Below are 20,568 nucleotides of genomic sequence, written 5' to 3'. Positions count from 1 at the left end.
GCGCCCGGGTGCTCCATCCCTCCCCGGTTGGGATGGAGCACCGAGGTCGGGTCACCGTGCGCATGACCAGGATGCCGGGTGATCGCTGTGGCTGTCGTTGGCCGTGCGTCCACAGGTAGTTGACGTTGCGTCTACTCCCCTACAGCCGGCGCCTGGAGCCGGTACTCCTTGGGTGAGAGCCCGTACGTCGTGCGGAAGACGCGGGTGAATCCGGAGCTGCGGGGGAGGCCCCAGCGGGTGGCGATGGTGTGGATCGGGGTGGCTCGCAGCGCGGGGTCCGCCAAGTCGCGGCGGGCGCCCTCCAGTCGCCGGCTGCGGATCCAGGCCGCGACCGTCTCGCCCCGCACCTCTTCCTGGAAGAGGCGGTGCAGATAGCTGAGCGAGATGTGGTGCGCGGCGGCGATCGCGGGCGGGGTCAGTTCCGGGTCGTGCAGGTTCTGCTGGATGAACGCGCGTATGCGTTCGGTCAGGGCCCGCTGACGGGTCTCCGGCGGCAGGGCGGCCTCCACCTCGAGCATCTGGGCGAACCAGGCTGCCAGCAGGTCGAGCACGACGATGCCCAGGCGCGGCGCGTCGGACGGCTGGAGGGAGTCGGACTCCCTCTCCAGGCCGGTGAGGAACCCCGTCAGCAGGGCGCCCACCCCCTCCCGCGCCGACAGCCGCCTGCCCAGCAACTCCCGGACCCGGTCGGGTGACACGGGCAGCAGCGCCTTGGGGAAGTCCACCCCCACCCCCGTGACCAGGCGGCGGTTCCGGTCGTCCGGCGGCCGTACGTCGTAGGGCCGCGAGCTGTCGGTCACCCACAGGTCGCGCGGGCCGTAGATGTCGCTCCGCCCCGCGTGGTCGAGGCCCAGTCCGCCGCCGAGCATCAGCGAGAGGTGGAACAACTCGGGGTCGGTCTGCCGTACCAGCTTCTCGGTGCGCCGGAACCGGGTCGGCATGAACGACGCCGGCCACACCGTCACAGGACCGAGTTCCAGCAACCGCTGCTCGGCCCAGAAGTCGGCGGCGTGCTCGCTGCTCATGTCGCTGGGCGCGATCGCCCTGTGGACCAGCTCCCGCCAGTACTCGAACCTGTCCTCCGCGGGCAGGTCCTCGCTCCGGAACACGGTCCCGATCATCCCGCCCCGACCTCCCCTGAGCCTCTGTCAGGCGCCCCGTCGGCGCGGAGGGAACCCTATCCGCGCCTTCGGGGCGGGAACCGCTCGTGTCACCTGGTGTAGCCGGTGACCCTGCCGATCCAGGTCATGAAGGCGGGGGCGTCCTGGTTCGCGCCGTGCCCGCCGTCCCAGTACATGTAAGTGTCGACGTGGTCGCCGAGGTTCTCCAGGCTCGCGGCGAGGTTGCCGACGACGGTCAGCGAGGTGTCGCTGTCCTTGGTGCCGACGCGGATGAACCAGTTCCGGGCCCGGTGCGGGTTCTTGCGCTCGATGAAGGGCATCGGGTTGAGCAGTTCGATCTTCTCGGGCAGGTCCGTGTCCAGGCGGGCGGCCGCGTCGCCGGTGGCCTTGCGCAGGCTCCACTCCGTGAAGTGGCGTGCTTTGGTGGTGTCCACGCCGAACAGGTTGTTCTCGCCGGAGGACAGGTCGAAGAGGTCGAAGGAGGGGACGTTCTTCTTCCGGGCGCCCACGTGGGTTAGGAAGTCGCTCCAGGCGAAGGACGCCTTGCCGGCGGACCAGGTGATCCCGGGGTGGGCGGCCAGGTAGGCGGTGCGGTCCGCGTCGGACAGAGCAGCCAGGTACTTGGTGGCCGAGGGCTCCAGGTACGTCCTGACCAGGTACTCGTCGTAGTTGCGTGCGGTGAGGCGGCCGAATCCGCCCTTGCCCTTGAGCTTCAACGACGCCTGGTACTCGGCGAAGTTGCTCCGCAGCTCCTTGGAGAGGGCCTGGTCGACCTGCGCGCCGCTGGAGAGCGGGTTGGTGCCCCAGTTCCACTCGTACGCCATGTCGGCGTGTTCGAGGTCGGTGATCGGGCAGTACGGGGCGGCGGCGAAGACGGAGTCGCTCGCGTCGGCCGCGCCCAGCTCGCTCAGGTAGGAGTCGTAGAGGCGGCTGTCGCCGGTGGCGCCGAGCAGCGAGGTGAGGGCGCCGCCCGCGCTGACGCCGGTGGCGACGATGCGGTCGGTGTTGCCCGGGACGCGGCCCTTGTTGTGGCGGAGGTAGCGGACCGCGGCCTTGAGGTCCACGATCGCCGCCGGGGCGACGCCGTAGTAGACGCCCTCGGCGTCGACCAGGGACCGGCCGCGGGCGCCCGGTTCCGCCACGATGTAGCCGGACGCGAGTGCCAGGCCCGGGTTGGTGCCGCGCCCGATGCCGGTGTTGCCGGCCGTGGAGGACGGCATGTAGCCGCCGACCGCGTTGTTGAAGAGGATCGGCGCGTGCGAGGCGTCGACCGCCACGCCGTCGATCTCCACCGGGACGCTGACGTTGAGGGTCTGGTACGTCACGTCGACCGGTTCGGCGACGTACGGGATCGCCTTGTAGAAGCGGTACGTCACCGCCTTGACGCCGTCGGCGGTGGTGACGGACGTGGTGAGGGTGGTGTAGGTCGCGGGGTCGAACGCCAAGGGATCCGCCGCCAAAGGGGCCTTGGCGGCGGGGGAGGCCCACGCCCCGCCGGCCGAGCCGGCAACCGCCGGTATGGCGGCCGCCGCGGCCAGAACCTTCACCATGTGTCTGCGCTGCATCGCGTCTCTCTCTCCACTGGGGGGCGGCCCGGAAGGCGAGGAACCGCTTCCGGCGCCTGCGAAGGTATGCGTCCGCCCAATGATCGTCAACAATTTCGTCAACTTTTCAGCCGTCTGTGAGTGCCACCCCAGGAGGGCCTCCGTCCGGCGACCCGGGTCGGGCGTCCCGGTCGGGTCGGTGGGCTCCAGAAGTTTTCCTCGGAAAGTTTTCCGCGGCTCAATTCCACAGGCCTTTCAAATGCGCACAGTTCAGGGTCGGTGTGTCTGACACGCTTCCTGTGATTTACCTGTCGACCTGGCCTTTCTTGCGAATTGACGGAACCGCAATTGCTTAGGCCGTGTCTGTATGGTCAAGTTCGACAGTCGGTCGCCTTCACCGGCAAGGTCGCCGGTCTGAAGGACGGCAGCAAGGTGACGCTCCAGGAGAAGGTCAAGGGCAAGTGGGTCTCCCTGCCGGTGACCACCACCGTCAAGAAGAGCACCTACAAGCTCTCCGACAAGTTCAAGACCAAGGGCACCGAGACCCTGCGCGTCGTGGACGGCAAGACCGTCTCCAAGACGGTGACCGTCACCGTCCGCTGATAACCGCGCTCGCGTAATGCCCCACCCCCGGAGTTAAGGGGTGGGGCATTGCCGCTATTTCTTCGCGCCCCGCACCGGCCAGGAGGCCACCGGTGGCGAATCCGCCGAGCGTCGACACGCCCTGAAGTGGCGCCTCCGCCCGCCTCCGCCTCCGGAACGGGCGCCTCGCGCACCTCGCCCGAGAGCGCCGACACCGTCGTTCCGGCCATCTGGCGGGCCTCGGTGCCGTCCGTTCCCAGCAGGGCCCGCGATCTCATGGAGCTTGTCCTCGTCGAGCTCGTCGAGGACGTCGGCCTCCAGGGACGTACCGGAATCTTCATTCGTGACGAAAGCACTGTGTCTGCCCCGTTTCGTCCGCACGCCAAAAAAATCTCAGAAGTCCGTACAACCCTTCCCGCACATGGCGGGTCGTACTTGGCATCAGGACTTCTGGAGGGGGATCTGGGGGGATCGCGGGGGTTCTGATGCGGAGGGGAACCCGAGGGGGCCCGGTCGACGGACCGGGCTCCCTCGAAGCATTTCCCCCACGAGCGCCCGGGGTCACCGCCCGCGCTGTCAACCCCCTGTTTCGGCCCAAGTGACGGCAGGGAGCGGCCGGATAACGCGTTCCCTCCTGTGGCAGCTGTCGCTCACTCTGCTCCGTGAACAGAACTGAGCAGAGGTGAGCAGAGCGGCGGCGGTCAACGCGGGGGGCGAGCTTTGTGCTGCGTATCCACTTCGAGCCCGAGGACTTCGCACGTATCCGGCTGGCAAGGGATCCCGATCCGCTCTGGGAGATCGTCTGCAGTCTGCACCGGCTGCAGACCTCGCAGGGGCGCTGGGCCTACGCCGACTGGTACCGCGCCGCCCGGGACACCCTCGTGGGCACCCCGCTCGGTGACGCGGTGCGCCGGCTGCTCGTCCCGGTCGTCCCCCGGGCAAGCTACTTCCCCGACTTCCTGACCCCGCAGGAGTCCGCGGACGGGCTGGGCCCAGGGCTCACGGCGATCGTCGACACCCCGCCCATCCGGGTCGCCCGCGAGGTCGACAAGCTGATCCAGGTCAACGGCGCTCCCTCCTGGGCTCCCACACTGGCCGAACGCGCGAACCGCGAGGAGCTCGTCAAGGTCCTCCGCGCCTACCACAAGGCAGTGATCGCGCCTCATCACGACCGCATCGGCGCGAGAATCGCCGGTGAGCGCGCCCTGCGGGCCCGCGAGACCCTCGACACGGGCATCGACGGGCTGCTCAACGGCCTCACGCCCACCATGCGCTGGCAGCCACCGGTTCTCCGGGTCGACTACGTCGAGGACCGGGATCTCCATCTCGGCGGGCGCGGACTGCGCCTCGTACCCTCGTACTTCTGTTGGCGGACCCCGATCGCGCTCGCCGACAACAGCCTGCAGCCGGTGCTGATCTATCCCCTGCACCGCTCCCGGCTCCCCACGCCCGCGCCACCGTCCGAGGCCTCCCTCGGCGCGCTCCTCGGCAAGACCCGCGCGACCGCGCTGCGTACGCTCGCCGAGGGCGCGACCACGTCCGAACTGGCGCGTCTCCTGGGCGTCTCGCCCGCCACCGCCACGCATCACACCACCGTGCTGCGCGATGCGGGCCTGATCATCAGCCAGCGCTCGAACAACACCGTGCTGCACACAATCACCCCGCTCGGGGCGGCGATGCTCCGTCCCGTCAGCCCCAAGGGCATCGGGGACCCCGTGGACACCACCGGATTACCGGAGTCCGCCGCCGGGTCTCGGTCTTTCGACTGCGGTCGAAGTACGTAGTACGGGTCTGCCCCGGTCTGCGAGCGTCATCGGCGAAGTACCCGTACCGCCAAACAAGGGGGAACACCCATGAACAGAACCGTCATGGCCGGCGCACTCGCCCTGGTCTCCGCCGCGACCTGCGTGGTGGCACTCGCTCCGGCGGCGTCGGCAGCGCCGCAGGCCTGCGTGACGCAGAGCCTGACCACCGGGCCGTGGGACTCCCAGGGCACCGTCCGCACCAAGTCGGCCACCAGTTCCTGTGGCGACCTCAACCTCACCTACTCCTTCAACACGACGGCCAGGAACTACGACGCCTATGCAGGCCGCCTCCGCCGCTCCGACGGGAGCTGGTTCACCTGCGCCAAGCGGTATGTCCTCGCCTACGACGGCTACCACAGCGTCAACGACTCCACGTACTGGCTGTGCACCGACGTCAGCGACAACACCGGGTTCTCGGTGGCGAGCCTCTACGAGAACGGCGGCGACCGCGTCGAGATCACCCACTGACCCCTGAACCGCGTCCCGTCGGGGGTGCTGTCGTGACGCGACGGCACCCCCGGCAGTCGGGAGGAGAGGAGTGATCCTGATGATCCGTCCGGCGAACCCGCGCCGGTTCGTGGCGCGCACCGCCGTCGCCGCGGCCACCGCCCTGCTGGCTGTCGCGTGCTCGAACGATCCGGGCGCGTCGAGCAGTACGTCGTCCGCGCCCGTGGCCCCCGCCGGACTCAGCCACGCCCTGCCGGACGACCCCGTCCGCATGGTCCTCCCCGCGACCGGTCCCGAGAGCCGCTGGGCCCAGGGGCTGGACGTCCTCGCGCAGCAGACGGCGCGCACCGTCGAGGCCTCGTGCGCGCGGCGCGGTGGGATCAGCCTGCCGGAGCAGCCGCCGGTCTCGTTCATCTCCTACTCCGAGATTCCCGACCTGGACTTCCTCGCCCGGCACGGCTTCGGCCACGGCGCGACGGTCCCCACCCCCGTGGCGAGCCCCGCTCCGCCCCGCTCCGTGAGCCCCGCCACGATCGGCGACTGCCGTGACCAAGGTGCCGCGGCCGCCGGGAAACTGCGTGACACCTACGCCCCGCTCCAGGGGCAGTGGTTCCGCGAACTCGCCTCTGTGCAGCGGCTTCCGGCCACGCTCAGGGCCCTGGAGACCCTGCCCGACTGCCTTTCCGGGTACGGCTTCCAGGTCCGCGACGAGAACGGCTTCTTCGCCCTCGTCGACTCCCGTCTGCTCGACGCGCCTTCCGCCGAGTACCCGTACGTCGACCGCGAACTCGGCCGCGCCTACGCCACCTGCATGCGCCCCGTCGAGGCCGTCCGCGAACCGGCCCGCCAACAGGCGCGCACCCGCTTCCTCACCGAACATGCCGACGAGGTCCGTGAGTTGCGCCGAACCCTGGTCCCGTCACTCCGCCGGGCCGAGGACCGGTTCGGCGTGCGCCTCTCCTTCCCGGCGCCCTGAAGGGCAGCTGGAACCGGCGCCCCGAAGAGCGGCTAGAAGAAGACCCCGCACCGCAGCAGCACATTCGCGTACGGCCGGGCCTCCCCGGTCCTGACGATCAGGCGCGCGCCCGCCGACAGCGACTTCAGCTCCTCGTGCGAGACCGTCCACAGACCCGGGAAGCGCTTCTCCAGCAACGCCGACGCGTCCGGGTTCGCCTCCCGGACCTCACGGGCGGCCGTGGCGCCCTCCACCACCAGCTCGTCGAGCAGCCCGTCGAGCACCTCGGCGAACGACGGCACCCCGGCCCGGAACGCCAGGTCCACGACGCGCGGCCCCGCCGGTATCGGCATCCCCGCGTCGCACACCAGGACCCCGTCCCCGTGGCCCAACTCGGCCAGCGCGCCCGCGAGATGGCGGTTCAGAATTCCGGCCTTCTTCACAGAGCGGCCACTTCCTCGGCGGTCGGGAAGGACTCCTGGGCGCCGTGCCGGGTGACCGCGACGGCCCCGACCCGGGCGGCGTACGCGGCGGCCTCGGCCAGTGACTCGCCACGCCCCAGCCGCCAGGCCAGCGCCGCGGTGAACGAGTCGCCCGCCCCGGTGGTGTCCACGGCCTCGACCCGCACGGACGGCACCCGGACCCGGGCCCCGGCCCGCTGGGCCACCAGCGCGCCCTGCTCGCCCAGCGTGATGACCACCGAGCTCGGGCCCATGGCCAGCAGATCCCGCGCCCAGTCCTCCGGCTCGGGACCCGCCCCGGAGCCGATCAGCACACGCGCCTCGTGCTCGTTCACGATCAGCGGGTCGCAGGCCGCCAGCACCTCGCGGGGCAGCGGCCGGGGCGGCGAGGGATTGAGTACGAAGCGACCGCCCTCGGCGAGACTCCGTACGACCTCCACGACCGTCTCCAACGGGATCTCCAGCTGCGCCGAGACCACCCGGGAGGCCTGGAACAGGCTCCCGGCCGCGCGGACGTCCTCCGGCATCAGGTGCCCGTTCGCGCCGGGCGAGACCACGATGCTGTTGTCCCCGGACGGATCCACCGTGATCAGCGCGACCCCGGTGGGCGCACCGCCGACCAGGACGCCCACGGTGTCGACACCGGCCGCCCGCTGCGAGTCGAGCAGCAGCCGCCCGTACGCGTCGTCGCCCACGCGGGCCAACAGGACCGTACGGGCCCCGAGCCGGGCGGCGGCGACCGCTTGGTTCGCGCCCTTGCCGCCCGGGTGGACGGTCAGGTCGGAGCCGAGCACCGTCTCCCCGGCCGCGGGCCGCCGCTCGACCCCGATCACCAGGTCGGCGTTGGCCGACCCCACGACCAGGAGGTCGTAGTCGTACATGAAGTGTCTCCCCACCATGGTGACTTGACCGCTGTCAGCCGGTGAACCCGGCCACGTTCTCCTTCGTGACCACCTTCACCGGCACCTTCACCGTCGTCTGCACCGTCTTGCCCTGGGCGGCGCGCAGCGCGTTGTCCACGGCGATCTTGCCCAGCTGACTCGGCTGCTGCGCCACGGACGCGTACAGGCTGCCCTGCTTGACCGCCGTCAGGCCGTCGGGCGTGCCGTCGAAGCCGACGACCGAGACCGACTTGCCGGCCTTGGAGCCGAGCGCCTTGATCGCGCCGAGGGCCATCTCGTCGTTGGCGGCGATGACGCCCTGGACGTCGGGGTGGGCCTGGAGCAGGTTCGACATCACGTCGAGGCCCTTGGTGCGGTCGAAGTCGGCCGGCTGCTGGGCGAGGACCTGGATGCCGGGGTAGGCCTTGAGGCCGTCGGCGAAGCCCTGGGCGCGCTCGCGGGCCGCCGATGTGCCCGCCTGGCCCTGGAGGATCACGATCTTGCCGGTGCCGCCGAGCTTCTCGGCGATCGTCTTGGCGGCGAGTTCACCGCCGGCGATGTTGTCGGAGGCGACCAGCGTGTCCACGGCCGCCTTGTTGACGCCTCGGTCCACGGCGATGACCGGGATCTTCGACTTGTCGGCGGCATTCACCGAGTTGCTCGCCGCGTCCGAGTCCACCGGGTTGACGATGATCGCGCCGTAGTTCGAACTGGTGAAGTTCTGCAGCTGGTTGGCCTGCTGGGAGGCGTCGTTCTGGGCGTCGGTGACCGTCAGGTCCAGGCCCAGCTTCTTCGCCTCGGCCTGGGCACCCGACCGGATCTGCACGAAGAACGGGTTGTTGAGTGTGGAGAGGGACAGGCCGACCTTGGGCTTCGCGGTCGTGGAGGAGTCGTTGTGAAGGAACGAGGTCGCGCCGACGATCGCCACCGTGACCACGGCCGCGAGTACGTACGTCGTCGCCTGCTTGCCCTTGCCGCCACCGCCCGCACCGGCGGTCACCGGCGTGGCACCCGCCTTGCGGCGCACGGTGTCGAGGAGGACGGCGAGCGCGATGACGACACCGATGACGACCTGCTGCCAGAAGGCGGACACCGAAAGGAGGTTGAGGCCGTTGCGCAGCACCGCCAGGATCAGCGCGCCGATCAGCGTCCCGGACGCCTTGCCGGTGCCGCCCGCGAGGGAGGCGCCGCCGATGACGACCGCGGCGATCGCGTCCAGTTCGTAGCCGTCGGCGGCCTGCGGCTGCGCGGAGGACAGCCGGGAGGCGAGGACGATGCCCGCGGCGGCGGCGAAGACGCCGGACAGGGCGTAGATGGCGAGCTTCTGCCTGGATACGCGCAGACCCGACAGGCGCGCGGCCTCCTCGTTGCCGCCGATCGCGTACATGGACCGGCCGATGTACGTCCGGCCGAGGATGAAGGCAGCGACGAGCCCCATCACGATCATGACGAGGACGGGAACCGGCAGCCAGCCGCCCAGGGTGTCGCCGAGGTGCGAGACAGAGTCCGGGAAGGCGATCGGGGAGCCCTGCGAGATCACCAGGGACAGACCGCGGGCCACCGACAGCATGGCCAGCGTCGCGATGAACGGCGGCAGTTTGCCGTAGGCGATGAGGAAGCCGTTGACCAGGCCGGCCGCGATGCCCGTGGCGACCGCGAGGACGACGGCGAGGAAGACCGGGACGCCGTCCTGCGTGGCGCTCCAGGCGAGGACGGTGGCCGACAGGGCCGCCACCGAACCGACCGACAGGTCGATGCCCGCCGAGACGATCACGAAGGTGACGCCGAAGGCGAGGATGGCGGTCACGGCCGCCTGGACGCCGACGTTCAGGAGGTTGTCGGTGGTCAGGAAGTCGCCGGAAAGCGCCGACATGCCGATGACCAGGACTATGAGCGCGGTGAGCGCTCCGTTGTCGAGCAGGAGACGGCGAAGCGCGGAGGCGCCACTCGCGCCCGTTGTGCTCTTGAGCGTGTCAGTGGCCACGGTGGCCCTCCACAGCGGTAGTTGCATGGGTTGGTGTGCTGACGGCGAGTGCCATCACGGAGTCCTGGGTCGCCTCGTCGGCGGACAGCTCGCCTGCGATCCGGCCCTGTGACATCACCAGCACCCGGTCGCTCATGCCGAGCACTTCCGGGAGATCGCTGGAGATCATCAGTACGGCGGCGCCGGCGGCCGTCAACTCGTTGATCAGCTGGTAGATCTCGACCTTGGCGCCGACGTCGATACCGCGCGTCGGCTCGTCGAGGATGAGCACCTTGGTGTCGGCGAGCAGCCACTTGCCGATGACGACCTTCTGCTGGTTGCCGCCGGACAAGGTCCGTACGTGCTGGCCGAGTCCGGCCATCCGCACGCCCAACTGCTCGGCGATCCGCGCGGCGGCCTCGCGCTGCCCCTTGAGGTCGACGAGCCCGCCCTTGGTCGCGGCCCGCATGGTGACGAGCCCGAGGTTCTCCTCCACCGACTGGTCGAGGACCAGGCCCTGGCCCTTGCGGTCCTCGGGCACAAGGCCGATGCCCGCGGTCATCGCCGCGCTGACGTCGTGCCTGGGGACCGGGGCGCCGGAGACCTTGACGGCCCCCTTGTCGTACGGGTCGGCTCCGAAGACCGCCCGTACGACCTCCGTACGTCCGGCCCCGACGAGCCCGGCGATACCGACGACCTCACCGGCCCGGACCTCGAAGCTCACGTCGTGGAAGACACCGTCCCGGGTCAGTTCCTCGACCGTGAGCAACGCGGCCCCGGAGTCGGCCCGTTCGCGCGGGTACTGCTGCTCGATGGAACGGCCCACCATGAGCCGTACGAGCTCGTCCTGAGGAGTGGACGCGGGCACCTGGCCGACGCTCTTGCCGTCCCGGATGACCGTGACGCGGTCCCCCAGGGCGGCGATCTCCTCCAGGTGGTGCGTGATGAAGACGATGCCGACACCGTCCTCGCGCAGCTGGCGCACGATCGCGAAGAGCTTCTCGACCTCCTCGGAGGTGAGCACGGCGGTCGGCTCGTCCATGATCAGCACGCGGGCGTCGAGGCTCAGGGCCTTCGCGATCTCGACCATCTGGAGGCGCGCGATGCCCAGTTCACGGACACGCGCGCGTGGGGACACATTGACGCCGACGCGCTCCAGGAGGACGGCGGCGTCGGCCTCCATCTTCTTCCGGTCGATCATCCCCAGGCGGCGCGGCTGCCTGCCCAGGAAGATGTTCTCGGCGACCGTCAGGTCGGGGAAGAGGTTGAACTCCTGGTAGATGGTCGCGATCCCGAGACGCCCGGAGTCCTGCGCCCCCTGGATACGGACTTCCTTGCCGTCGACGAGGACACGCCCGGCGTCGGGGTGGTAGGCGCCGGAGAGCATCTTGATGAGGGTGCTCTTTCCCGCGCCGTTCTCGCCGAGCAGCACGTGCACCTCACCGCGGCGCAGATCGAAGTCCACGCTGTCGAGCGCGACGACACCGGGGAAGGTCTTGCGTATGCCCTCGATACGCAGCAGTTCGCCTGAATCGGTACCAGGCAACTCGTCTGGGCGGCTCACGGGTTGCTCCTCTCTGTGGCAGGGGCCTCGCCGCACGAACGGCGTACGACGAGACGGGCGGGGAGGGCGACGGACTGCGGCGGGGGCCGCCCCTCGATGCGGTCGACCAGGGCGCGTACGGCGGCCCGGCCCAGCTCGCCCGTCGGCTGGGCGATCGCGGTGATCGGCGGATCGGTGTGCACGAACCACGGGATGTCGTCGAACGCGGCGAGCGCGATGTCGTCCGGAACCCGCATCCCGCGCGCGCGGATGGCGTCCAGCGCACCGAGCGCCATCAGGTTGTCGGCGGCGAAGACGACTTCGGGCGGCTCGGGAAGTGCGAGGAACCGCTCGGTGGCCCGCCGTCCGCTCTCGGCCTGGAAATCGCCCTGCCCTATGTAGGCGTCGGGGAGGGGCATCCCGTACTCGGCCATGGCCGCCCTGAAGGCCTCGACCCGCTCGCTGCCGGTGGTGGTCGCCGCCGGGCCCGCGATGATGGCGAGCCTGCGGTGGCCGAGCCCGTGCAGATGGGCGACGAGATCGCGTATCGCCGCGCGCCCGTCCGCCCGTACGACGGGCACGTCCAGGCCCGGGATCCAGCGGTCCACGAAGACCATCGGGGTCCCCGCGCGCGCGGCGTCCAGCATTCCGGGGGAGCCGCCGTCGGTGGGGGAGACGAGCAGGCCGTCGATGCGCCGGTCGAGCAGGGTCCGTACGTGGTGGTCCTGGAGGTCGGGCCGCTCGTCGGCGTTTCCGATGATCACGCTGTAGCCGAGGGCGCGGGCCTCCTCCTCGACGGAACGGGCCAGCTCGGTGAAGTACGGGTTCATCACGTCGCTGATGACCAGGCCGAGGGTGTGGGTCCGCTCGGTGCGCAGGGAGCGGGCGACGGCGTTCGGGCGGTAGCCCAGAGTCTCCACGGCGGTCAGCACGCGGGTGCGTGCGTCGATACTGACCGACGGATGGTCGTTCAGGACCCGCGAGACCGTGGCGACGGATACGCCGGCCTCGGCAGCAACGTCCTTGATGCTCGCCATCGCCGATCCACCTCCTCGTGGAATCGATTACATGGAGGATTGGAATCGATTACACGGGTGTTTGACAAGACCCCGAGACCGGATCGTGATGAAGCGGAGCGGCGAGGGGGAGTTGTCCGCACGCGTCCCGGGCTGTCAGACCTGGGCGGTAGCGTCGGATCATGTCTCAGCTGGCTGTCCTGGAGGGCGTACTCGAGCGGATCACGTACGCCAACGAGGAGAACGGGTACACGGTCGCGCGGGTCGACACCGGCCGCGGCGGCGGCGACCTGCTCACCGTCGTGGGCTCGCTGCTCGGCGCGCAGGTGGGGGAGTCCCTGCGCATGGAGGGCCGCTGGGGCTCCCATCCGCAGTTCGGCAAGCAGTTCACGGTGGAGAACTACACGACGCTGCTGCCGGCCACCGTCCAGGGCATCCGCCGCTATCTCGGCTCGGGCCTGGTCAAGGGCATCGGACCGGTCTTCGCCGACCGGATCACCCAGCACTTCGGCCTGGACACCCTGCAGATCATCGAGGAGGAGCCGAAGCGGCTCATCGAGGTCCCGGGGCTCGGCCCCAAACGCACCAAGAAGATCGCCGACGCCTGGGAGGAGCAGAAGGCGATCAAGGAGGTCATGCTCTTCCTCCAGACCGTCGAGGTGTCCACGTCCATCGCGGTCCGCATCTACAAGAAGTACGGCGACGCGTCGATCTCGGTGGTCAAGAACCAGCCCTACCGGCTCGCGTCCGACGTCTGGGGCATCGGCTTCCTCACCGCCGACAAGATCGCCCAGTCCGTCGGCATCCCGCACGACAGCCCGGAGCGCGTCAAGGCCGGTCTCCAGTACGCCCTTTCGCAGTCCACCGACCAGGGCCACTGCTACCTCCCCGAGGAGCGGCTGATCGCGGACGCGGTGAAGCTCCTCCAGGTGGACACCGGCCTTGTCATCGAGTGCCTCGCGGAGCTGGCGGCACCGGCCGAGGAGGGCGAGGACCCCGGTGTCGTACGGGAGAAGGTGCCGGGCCCGGACGGCGGCGACCCGGTGACGGCCATCTACCTCGTCCCCTTCCACCGCGCCGAACTCTCCCTCTCCGCCCAGCTGTTGCGCCTCCTGCGCACCGACCAGGACCGGATGCCCGGCTTCCACGACGTGGCCTGGGACAAGGCGCTCGCCTGGCTGAAGGGGCGTACGGGCACGGAGTTGGCGCCCGAGCAGGAGGAGGCGGTCCGGCTCGCGCTCACCAAGAAGGTCGCCGTCCTCACCGGCGGCCCCGGCTGCGGCAAGTCCTTCACGGTCCGCTCGATCGTGGAACTGGCGCGCGCCAAGCGGGCGAAGGTCGTCCTGGCGGCGCCGACAGGACGCGCCGCCAAGCGGCTTGCCGAGCTGACCGGGGCCGAGGCCTCCACCGTGCACCGGCTCCTGGAGCTGAAGCCTGGTGGCGACGCGGCGTACGACAAGGACCGGCCGCTGGACGCCGACCTGGTGGTCGTGGACGAGGCCTCGATGCTCGACCTGCTCCTCGCCAACAAGCTGGTGAAGGCGGTGCCCCCGGGCGCCCATCTGCTCTTCGTCGGCGACGTCGATCAGCTCCCCAGCGTCGGTGCCGGCGAGGTGCTGCGCGACCTGCTCGCCGACGGCGGCCCGGTCCCGGCGGTCCGCCTCACCCGGGTCTTCCGGCAGGCCCAGCAGTCCGGGGTGGTGACGAACGCGCACCGGATCAACTCGGGGCAGCACCCGCACACGGAGAACATGAAGGACTTCTTCCTCTTCGTCGAGGACGACACCGAGGAGGCGGGACGGCTCACGGTGGACGTGGCGGCACGGCGGATTCCGGCCAAGTTCGGGCTCGACCCGCGCCGCGATGTGCAGGTGCTCGCGCCGATGCACCGGGGCCCGGCGGGCGCGGGCGCCCTCAACGGCCTCCTCCAGCAGGCCATCACACCCGCCCGCCCGGACCTCCCCGAAAAGCGCTTCGGAGGCCGCGTCTTCCGCGTCGGCGACAAGGTCACCCAGATTCGCAACAATTACGAGAAGGGCAAGAACGGCGTCTTCAACGGCACGGTGGGCGTCGTCACCTCGCTGGACGCGGAGGAGCAGCGCCTGACCGTGCTGACCGACGAGGACGAGGAGGTGCCGTACGACTTCGACGAGCTCGACGAGCTGGCCCACGCTTACGCGGTGACGATCCACCGCTCCCAGGGCAGCGAGTACCCGGCGGTGGTGATCCCGGTGACCACGGGCGCGTGGATGATGCTCCAGCGCAACCTCCTCTACACGGCCGTCACCCGAGCGAAGAAGCTGGTCGTCCTCGTCGGCTCCCGCAAGGCGATAGGCCAGGCGGTCCGCACCGTGTCCGCCGGACGGCGGTGCACGGCCCTGGACTTCCGGCTGTCAGGGGCGCACCTCTGACGGCCCCCGGTCTCCCCTGGAAGCCTCCGGAGAGCCCCCCGAACGCCCCCTTGGCAAAAATGATCGATCAAACGAGTCGCAAAGGTCACAGAGCACTTCCGGAACCAGGGCGAAGGGGGGCAGGATGAGTAGGTTGGCGGCACTCAGTGCCGCCAATAGGCCCAATGGTCGACCCCGAGTGCACTCTCCAGGGCCAAATGGGGGATGGTAGAGACAGTCAGGGCACCTCGAAGAAGAGGGACAACGTCGGTGAGGGATGACGTGAGCGACAACTCTGTAGTAGTGCGTTACGGCGATGGCGAGTACACCTACCCGGTGATCGACAGCACCGTCGGCGACAAGGGCTTCGACATCGGGAAGCTGCGCGCACAGACCGGTCTGGTGACGCTGGACAGCGGATACGGGAACACCGCCGCATATAAATCCGCGATCACCTACCTCGACGGTGAGGAGGGCATCCTCCGGTACCGCGGCTATCCGATCGAGCAGCTGGCCGAGCAGTCCACCTTCCTTGAGGTGGCCTCGCTGCTGATCAACGGCGAACTGCCGAACGTGGACGAACTCGCCACCTTCAAGAACGAGATCACGCAGCACACCCTGCTGCACGAGGACGTCAAGCGCTTCTTCCAGGGCTTCCCGCGCGACGCCCACCCGATGGCGATGCTGTCGTCGGTGGTCAGCGCCCTGTCGACGTTCTACCAGGACAGCCACAACCCGTTCGACGAGAAGCAGCGTCACCTCTCCACGATCCGCCTTCTCGCCAAGCTTCCGACGATCGCGGCCTACGCCTACAAGAAGTCGATCGGCCACCCCTTCGTCTACCCGCGCAACGACCTCGGGTACGTCGAGAACTTCCTCCGCATGACGTTCTCGGTCCCGGCGCAGGAGTACGAGCTCAACCCGGTCGTCGTCTCCGCGCTCGAGAAGCTGCTCATCCTGCACGCGGACCACGAGCAGAACTGTTCGACCTCCACGGTCCGCCTGGTCGGCTCCTCGCAGGCGAACATGTTCGCCTCCATCTCCGCCGGCATCTCCGCCCTGTGGGGCCCGCTGCACGGCGGCGCCAACCAGTCCGTCCTGGAGATGCTGGAAGGCATCCAGGCCAACGGCGGCGACGTCGACTCCTTCATCCGCAAGGTGAAGAACAAGGAGGACGGCGTCCGCCTGATGGGCTTCGGCCACCGGGTGTACAAGTCCTTCGACCCCCGCGCGAAGATCATCAAGGCCGCCGCGCACGACGTCCTCTCGGCCCTCGGCAAGTCCGACGAGCTGCTGGACATCGCCCTCAAGCTGGAGGAGCACGCGCTCTCCGACGAGTACTTCGTCTCGCGCAACCTCTACCCCAACGTGGACTTCTACACCGGCCTGATCTACCGCGCCATGGGCTTCCCGACCGAGATGTTCACGGTCCTCTTCGCCCTCGGCCGCCTCCCGGGCTGGATCGCCCAGTGGCACGAGATGATCAAGGAGCCCGGCTCCCGCATCGGCCGCCCCCGCCAGATCTACACGGGCGAGGTCCTGCGCGACTTCGTTCCGGTCGAGAGCCGCTGAGCACCGGAACTCGCTGAACAGCCGCGCGCGTAGCGGCGTACACGTAAAAAACGGAAAGCGCCCTGCTACCGGTCCCCCCACGGGCCGGCAGTCAGGGCGCTTTCCTTGTCCCGGTGCGGATTCCCCCCACGGGATCCGGCCGGGCGTCTGTGGACAGCGCCTGAACCGCTGTGGACTCGCTGCGAGCCGGTGGACCCGCTGCGAGCAAAACGAGCAAAACTCCAGTTACCTCAGTGCGGTTGGCCGGGACGCGTACCGACGGGAGGGCCGCTCAAAGCTCCCCGGCGTACGTGTCCCGGCAACGCAGTTCCGGGAACGTCCCCCAAGACATCCCCAGATGCCAGTCACGCCCCCCAAGACGCTTCTGACATCGCCAACTTAGACTCACGAACCCCTTCGATGGTTACGTTCACATCACTGTGACCTGCGTCTCTTGCAAATGTCCTGAAGATGAGCAAGAGACCCCAAATGGGAATCGGGGCCCAAGCGTAAGGAAGATGCGCGAGCCTTGTGAAGAGCTTATGTGAGGCTCTCGCCGGACTCTAGGGGGGCTCTCACCCGAACATCATGAGAATGCCCGCAGCCGAAGGCTGTTCGTGACCACGAACACCGACGAGAAGGCCATCGCCGCCCCCGCGATCATGGGGTTCAGCAGCCCGGCCGCCGCCAGCGGCAGCGCCGCCACGTTGTATCCGAAGGCCCAGACGAGGTTCCCCTTGATGATGGCGAGGGTCCGGCGCGACAGCCGGATCGCGTCCGCGGCCACCCGCAGATCCCCGCGCACCAGCGTCAGATCGCTCGCCTCGATCGCCGCGTCCGTACCCGTGCCCATCGCCAGACCCAGGTCCGCGGTGGCGAGCGCCGCCGCGTCGTTGACCCCGTCGCCCACCATCGCGACGCTCCGCCCCTCGCCCTGGAGCCGCTTGACCACGCCGACCTTGTCCTCGGGCAGCACCTCGGCGATCACGTCCCCGGCGTCGATGCCGACGGCACGCGCCACGGACTGGGCGACCGCCCGGTTGTCGCCGGTGAGCAGTACCGGCGTGAGTCCGAGGGCGCGCAGTTCGCGCACGGCCTGGGCGCTGGTCTCCTTGACCGCGTCGGCGACGGTCAGGACACCGATCGCCACGCCGTCCCGGGTGACCACCACGGCGGTACGCCCCTCAGCCTCGGCAGCGGACTTGGCGCGCGCCAACTCGGCGGGGAGTACGTCCTCGAACCGGCCCACCGTCACCTCGTGGCCGTCCATGCGCCCCCGCACACCGCGCCCCGGAACGTTCTCGAAGTGCTCAGGCGACGAAAACGCGCCAACGCGCTCCTCAGCGCCCGCGGCGATCGCCTGGGCAACCGGATGCTCGGAGGCGTGCTCCAGGGCGCCTGCGAGCCGCAGGGCCTCGTTCTCGGCGGTGTCCCCGACGACGTACACCTCTTGAAGTTTCATTCGTCCCGTCGTCACCGTCCCGGTCTTGTCCAGGACGACGGTGTCGACGCGGCGCGTGGACTCCAGGACCTCGGGCCCCTTGATGAGGATGCCGAGCTGGGCGCCGCGCCCCGTGCCGACCATCAGGGCGGTCGGCGTGGCAAGGCCCAGCGCGCACGGGCAGGCGATGATCAGCACCGCGACGGCGGCGGTGAAGGCGGCGACCGTGTCGCCCGTGACCGCCAGCCAGACCCCGAAGGTGCCGAGCGCGATCAGCAGCACCACCGGCACGAAGATCCCGGAGATCCGGTCGGCGAGCCGCTGCACCTCGGCCTTGCCGTTCTGCGCGTCCTCGACGAGCCGTGCCATCCGCGCGAGTTGGGTGTCCGCGCCGACCCGGCTCGCCTCGACGACCAGCCGGCCCCCGGCGTTCACGGTCGCGCCGGTCACCGCGTCGCCGGCCGACACGTCCACCGGCACCGACTCGCCGGTCAGCATGGAGGCGTCGACCGCCGAAGTGCCCTCGACGACGGTGCCGTCGGTGGCGATCTTCTCGCCGGGTCGCACGACGAAGCGGTCCCCGACGGCCAACAGGGCCACCGGGACACGTACTTCACGGCCGTCCCGCAGCACGGACACGTCCTTCGCGCCCAGTTCCATCAGCGCACGCAGCGCGGCCCCCGCCTGCCGCTTGGAGCGGGCCTCCAGATAGCGGCCGAGCAGGATGAACGCGATGACACCCGCGGCGACTTCGAGATAGATCGCCGAAGTCCCCTCCGCACGCGAGACGGTGAACCGGAAGCCCTCCTCCCGCATGCCCTCCATCCCTGCGTCCCCGAAGAACAGCGCCCACAGGGACCAGCCGAACGCGGCCAGCGTGCCGATCGAGATGAGCGTGTCCATCGTGGCCGCGCCGTGCCGCGCGTTCGTGAACGCGGCCCTGTGGAACGGGAGTCCGCCCCAGACGACGACGGGCGCGGCGAGGGTGAGCGCCAGCCACTGCCAGTTGTCGAACTGCAGCGCCGGGATCATCGAAAGGAGCGCGACGGGGACGGCCAGGAGGGTGGAGACGACGAGCCGCTCGCGCAGGGAGGCCAGTTCGGGGTCGCGCTCCTCGGAGGCGTCCTCGGCGGGCTGTGGCGGCGCGGGCTCCTCGGCCGTGTACCCGGTCTTCACCACCGTGGCGATGAGATCGGCGACCCGCACCCCCTCCGGATACGAGACCTTCGCCCTCTCCGTCGCGTAGTTGACGGTGGCGGTGACGCCGTCCATGCGGTTGAGCTTTTTCTCGACGCGGGCCGCGCAGGAGGCGCAGGTCATTCCGCCGATGGTGAGCTCGACCTCCGACGCGGAGGCGTTCTCGGTTATGGGTGCGGGTGTGGGTGTCTCGGGTGCTGCGGTGGTCATGTCCGGCTCCAAGGAACGAACCAGGCCGTACGGATCCAGTATGAGCTGGTCGGTACGGCCCGGTGTGGAGAGCTAGGTGTTGCGGAGGGTGCCGCGGAGGGGCTCTGCTCAGGCCTTGCCGACGAGCTCGAAGCCCGCTTCGTCGACCGCCGCGCGCACCGCGTCCTCGTCGAGGGCGGCGGCGGAGACGACGGTGACCTCGCCGGTGGCGGCCACGGCCTTCACCGAGCTGACCCCCGCGATCCCGGAGAGCTCACCTGAGACGGAGCCTTCACAGTGCCCGCAGCTCATCCCGCTCACCTGGTAGACGGTCGTGACGGAACCCGGGGTGTCGGTCTGCGCGGTCATGGCGTTACTCCTCAGTGAGGTCCTCGTCGAGGCACGTCGGGCGTGCGTACGTACACAGGAGAGACCCTGCGACTCCAGGGTTGCCTCCTGCTACGCAGGCTATACCCCTAGGGGGTACTTCTCCAAGTGGGGTCCCGGCGCGCCAGCGAGCGCACCCAGCCCACCCCTGCGAGCGAGACGATGACCATGGCGCCGACCGAGAACAGCGTGAAGAGATGCTTCTGCTCGCCGGTGGGCCCCGGCATGTAGCCCTGTGCGAACAACGCCTTGTCGAGTCCCGTACTGGTCAGCCGTGCCACCAGCCACAGCGCGATGCCGTGCGTCGAGTCCCACAGGGCGTGCAGCAACGCGACTCCGAGGTAGGTGCCGAGCACCGGTCCGTTGAACTGGAAGCGCCCGTTCGGGTGGCGGTGGGCGAGCAGCACGGCACCCGCGATCGCGGTCCACAGGCCGTGCCCGAAGGGGGCGAGCACCCCGCGCAGGATCTCGGTCTCCAGGAGTGCGCGCAGGTCGACGCCCTTGAGCGAGACGGCGGCGTTGAACGCGTACCCCGCGCTCTCCAGTGCCGCGAAGCCGAAACCGACGGTCGCGCCGAGCACGAGACCGGCCCGCAGCCCGTGGATCCGGGGGTGCCTGCGCAGCATGAACATCAGCGCGGCGAGCTTCACCGCCTCCTCGATCAGTCCGACGCCGACGTACATCCACAGGGACGGGTGCAGCAGGTAGTACTCCATGACCGACGCACCGAGCACGCCGAGGGTGCCGCCGGTCAGGAAGCAGCCGAGGATCAGGTTCACGCCCAGATCGCGGCCGTGCCGCTCGTACGCCCAGAGCACGAAGGTGACGGGGACCAGGAAGCTGCCGAGCAGGATCAGGGTCGGCAGCAGCGTGGTGTTCTTCGTCGCGTACGTGACGAGCGCGGTCAGCACCCAGAGCGCGAGCCCGCCCCACAGGCACCGCTTCCAGAGTCCGGCGCGGATCGGGAGGTACGAGGACGGGGGCTGCTGGGGTCCGGGAATGCGGGCTCGCGGTGCACCGGGCGGCTGATTCTGGGTCACGGCTCATCCCTCGGGCTTGGGCGGGGGCTGTCCGTCCGTCTGGACATCCGTCTGT

16 protein-coding genes are annotated in these 20,568 nt (G+C 69.6%); 6 read left to right on the top strand and 10 right to left on the bottom strand.

The features are described from left to right. Positions 1-131: 131 nt before the first annotated feature. Positions 132-1,121: an AraC family transcriptional regulator gene (locus OG219_RS17795; protein WP_266827714.1), complete on the bottom strand. Its 990-nt coding sequence runs from the start codon at positions 1,119-1,121 to the stop codon at positions 132-134. An 89-nt stretch (positions 1,122-1,210) separates the two neighbouring features. After that, positions 1,211-2,686 carry a subtype B tannase gene (locus OG219_RS17790; RefSeq protein ID WP_266827712.1) on the bottom strand — a complete coding sequence of 492 codons (1,476 nt, stop codon included), beginning with the start codon at positions 2,684-2,686 and terminating at the stop codon, positions 1,211-1,213. A 327-nt stretch (positions 2,687-3,013) separates the two neighbouring features. Here OG219_RS17790 and OG219_RS17785 point away from each other — a divergent pair, with 327 nt between their 5' ends. The 4 genes from OG219_RS17785 to OG219_RS17770 all read left to right on the top strand — a co-directional run bounded on the left by OG219_RS17785 (position 3,014) and on the right by OG219_RS17770 (position 6,475). Next, positions 3,014-3,268, top strand: coding sequence for a hypothetical protein (locus OG219_RS17785; protein WP_266827710.1), 255 nt, complete (start codon positions 3,014-3,016; stop codon positions 3,266-3,268). Between the two features lie 701 nt (positions 3,269-3,969). After that, entirely contained in the window at positions 3,970-5,031 is a 1,062-nt protein-coding gene (locus OG219_RS17780) for a helix-turn-helix transcriptional regulator (RefSeq protein WP_266827708.1), read from the top strand. Positions 5,032-5,100: 69 nt separating this feature from the next. Further along, positions 5,101-5,520 (top strand): hypothetical protein, encoded by a 420-nt coding sequence (locus tag OG219_RS17775; RefSeq protein ID WP_266827706.1) that lies wholly within the window; start codon positions 5,101-5,103, stop codon positions 5,518-5,520. 79 nt (positions 5,521-5,599) lie between these two features. Next, positions 5,600-6,475 carry a hypothetical protein gene (locus tag OG219_RS17770; RefSeq protein WP_266827704.1) on the top strand — a complete coding sequence of 292 codons (876 nt, stop codon included), beginning with the start codon at positions 5,600-5,602 and terminating at the stop codon, positions 6,473-6,475. Between the two features lie 32 nt (positions 6,476-6,507). Here the strand turns inward: OG219_RS17770 and rbsD are convergent, their stop codons facing one another. Genes rbsD through OG219_RS17745 form a run of 5 tightly spaced genes read right to left on the bottom strand, consistent with a single transcriptional unit; the run spans position 6,508 to position 12,339 of the window. After that, a complete protein-coding gene (gene rbsD, locus OG219_RS17765) occupies positions 6,508-6,897 on the bottom strand; it encodes a D-ribose pyranase (protein WP_266827702.1) in 390 nt (129 codons plus the stop codon). Beyond that, entirely contained in the window at positions 6,894-7,796 is a 903-nt protein-coding gene (locus OG219_RS17760; RefSeq protein WP_266827700.1) for a ribokinase, read from the bottom strand. Before OG219_RS17760 ends, rbsD begins: the two co-directional genes overlap by 4 nt. A gap of 34 nt (positions 7,797-7,830) precedes the next feature. Next, complete coding sequence (locus OG219_RS17755; protein ID WP_266827698.1) at positions 7,831-9,780, bottom strand: substrate-binding domain-containing protein; 1,950 nt, start codon at positions 9,778-9,780, stop codon at positions 7,831-7,833. Further along, positions 9,770-11,323, bottom strand: coding sequence for a sugar ABC transporter ATP-binding protein (locus OG219_RS17750; protein WP_266827696.1), 1,554 nt, complete (start codon positions 11,321-11,323; stop codon positions 9,770-9,772). The genes OG219_RS17755 and OG219_RS17750 overlap by 11 nt, the downstream gene beginning before the upstream one ends. Beyond that, positions 11,320-12,339, bottom strand: coding sequence for a LacI family DNA-binding transcriptional regulator (locus OG219_RS17745; protein WP_266827694.1), 1,020 nt, complete (start codon positions 12,337-12,339; stop codon positions 11,320-11,322). The genes OG219_RS17750 and OG219_RS17745 overlap by 4 nt, the downstream gene beginning before the upstream one ends. 161 nt (positions 12,340-12,500) lie before the next feature. On the opposite strand from OG219_RS17745, the gene OG219_RS17740 reads away from it, so the two are divergent. Together OG219_RS17740 and OG219_RS17735 are read left to right on the top strand one after the other, a co-directional pair. Further along, entirely contained in the window at positions 12,501-14,729 is a 2,229-nt protein-coding gene (locus tag OG219_RS17740; protein ID WP_266827692.1) for an ATP-dependent RecD-like DNA helicase, read from the top strand. Positions 14,730-14,990: 261 nt separating this feature from the next. Further along, complete coding sequence (locus OG219_RS17735; RefSeq protein ID WP_266827690.1) at positions 14,991-16,280, top strand: citrate synthase; 1,290 nt, start codon at positions 14,991-14,993, stop codon at positions 16,278-16,280. Between the two features lie 565 nt (positions 16,281-16,845). Here the strand turns inward: OG219_RS17735 and OG219_RS17730 are convergent. The 3 genes from OG219_RS17730 to OG219_RS17720 all read right to left on the bottom strand — a co-directional run bounded on the left by OG219_RS17730 (position 16,846) and on the right by OG219_RS17720 (position 20,513). Continuing rightward, on the bottom strand, positions 16,846-19,107 hold the full coding sequence (locus OG219_RS17730; protein WP_266827688.1) for a cation-translocating P-type ATPase: 2,262 nt from the start codon (positions 19,105-19,107) through the stop codon (positions 16,846-16,848). Between the two features lie 108 nt (positions 19,108-19,215). Next, on the bottom strand, positions 19,216-19,455 hold the full coding sequence (locus tag OG219_RS17725; RefSeq protein ID WP_266827686.1) for a heavy-metal-associated domain-containing protein: 240 nt from the start codon (positions 19,453-19,455) through the stop codon (positions 19,216-19,218). Positions 19,456-19,562: 107 nt separating this feature from the next. After that, a complete protein-coding gene (locus OG219_RS17720; protein WP_266827684.1) occupies positions 19,563-20,513 on the bottom strand; it encodes a PrsW family intramembrane metalloprotease in 951 nt (316 codons plus the stop codon). Between the last annotated feature and the right edge of the window lie 55 nt (positions 20,514-20,568).

Source organism: Streptomyces sp. NBC_00038 (genome assembly GCF_026343635.1).
GTDB lineage: Bacteria > Actinomycetota > Actinomycetes > Streptomycetales > Streptomycetaceae > Streptomyces.
The sequence above is the reverse complement of the archived record's forward strand: the minus strand, read 5'-3'. Positions and strand labels throughout refer to the sequence as shown.

What these genes read in the sequence shown, in the direction of transcription:
- OG219_RS17795 (WP_266827714.1), bottom strand. Translation starts at nt 1,121, where the DNA reads ATGATCGGGACCGTGTTCCGGAGCGAGGACCTGCCCGCGGAGGACAGG.
- OG219_RS17790 (WP_266827712.1), bottom strand. Translation starts at nt 2,686, where the DNA reads ATGCAGCGCAGACACATGGTGAAGGTTCTGGCCGCGGCGGCCGCCATA.
- OG219_RS17775 (WP_266827706.1), top strand. Translation starts at nt 5,101, where the DNA reads ATGAACAGAACCGTCATGGCCGGCGCACTCGCCCTGGTCTCCGCCGCG.
- OG219_RS17770 (WP_266827704.1), top strand. Translation starts at nt 5,600, where the DNA reads ATGATCCGTCCGGCGAACCCGCGCCGGTTCGTGGCGCGCACCGCCGTC.
- OG219_RS17760 (WP_266827700.1), bottom strand. Translation starts at nt 7,796, where the DNA reads ATGTACGACTACGACCTCCTGGTCGTGGGGTCGGCCAACGCCGACCTG.
- OG219_RS17745 (WP_266827694.1), bottom strand. Translation starts at nt 12,339, where the DNA reads ATGGCGAGCATCAAGGACGTTGCTGCCGAGGCCGGCGTATCCGTCGCC.
- OG219_RS17740 (WP_266827692.1), top strand. Translation starts at nt 12,501, where the DNA reads ATGTCTCAGCTGGCTGTCCTGGAGGGCGTACTCGAGCGGATCACGTAC.
- OG219_RS17730 (WP_266827688.1), bottom strand. Translation starts at nt 19,107, where the DNA reads ATGACCACCGCAGCACCCGAGACACCCACACCCGCACCCATAACCGAG.
- OG219_RS17725 (WP_266827686.1), bottom strand. Translation starts at nt 19,455, where the DNA reads ATGACCGCGCAGACCGACACCCCGGGTTCCGTCACGACCGTCTACCAG.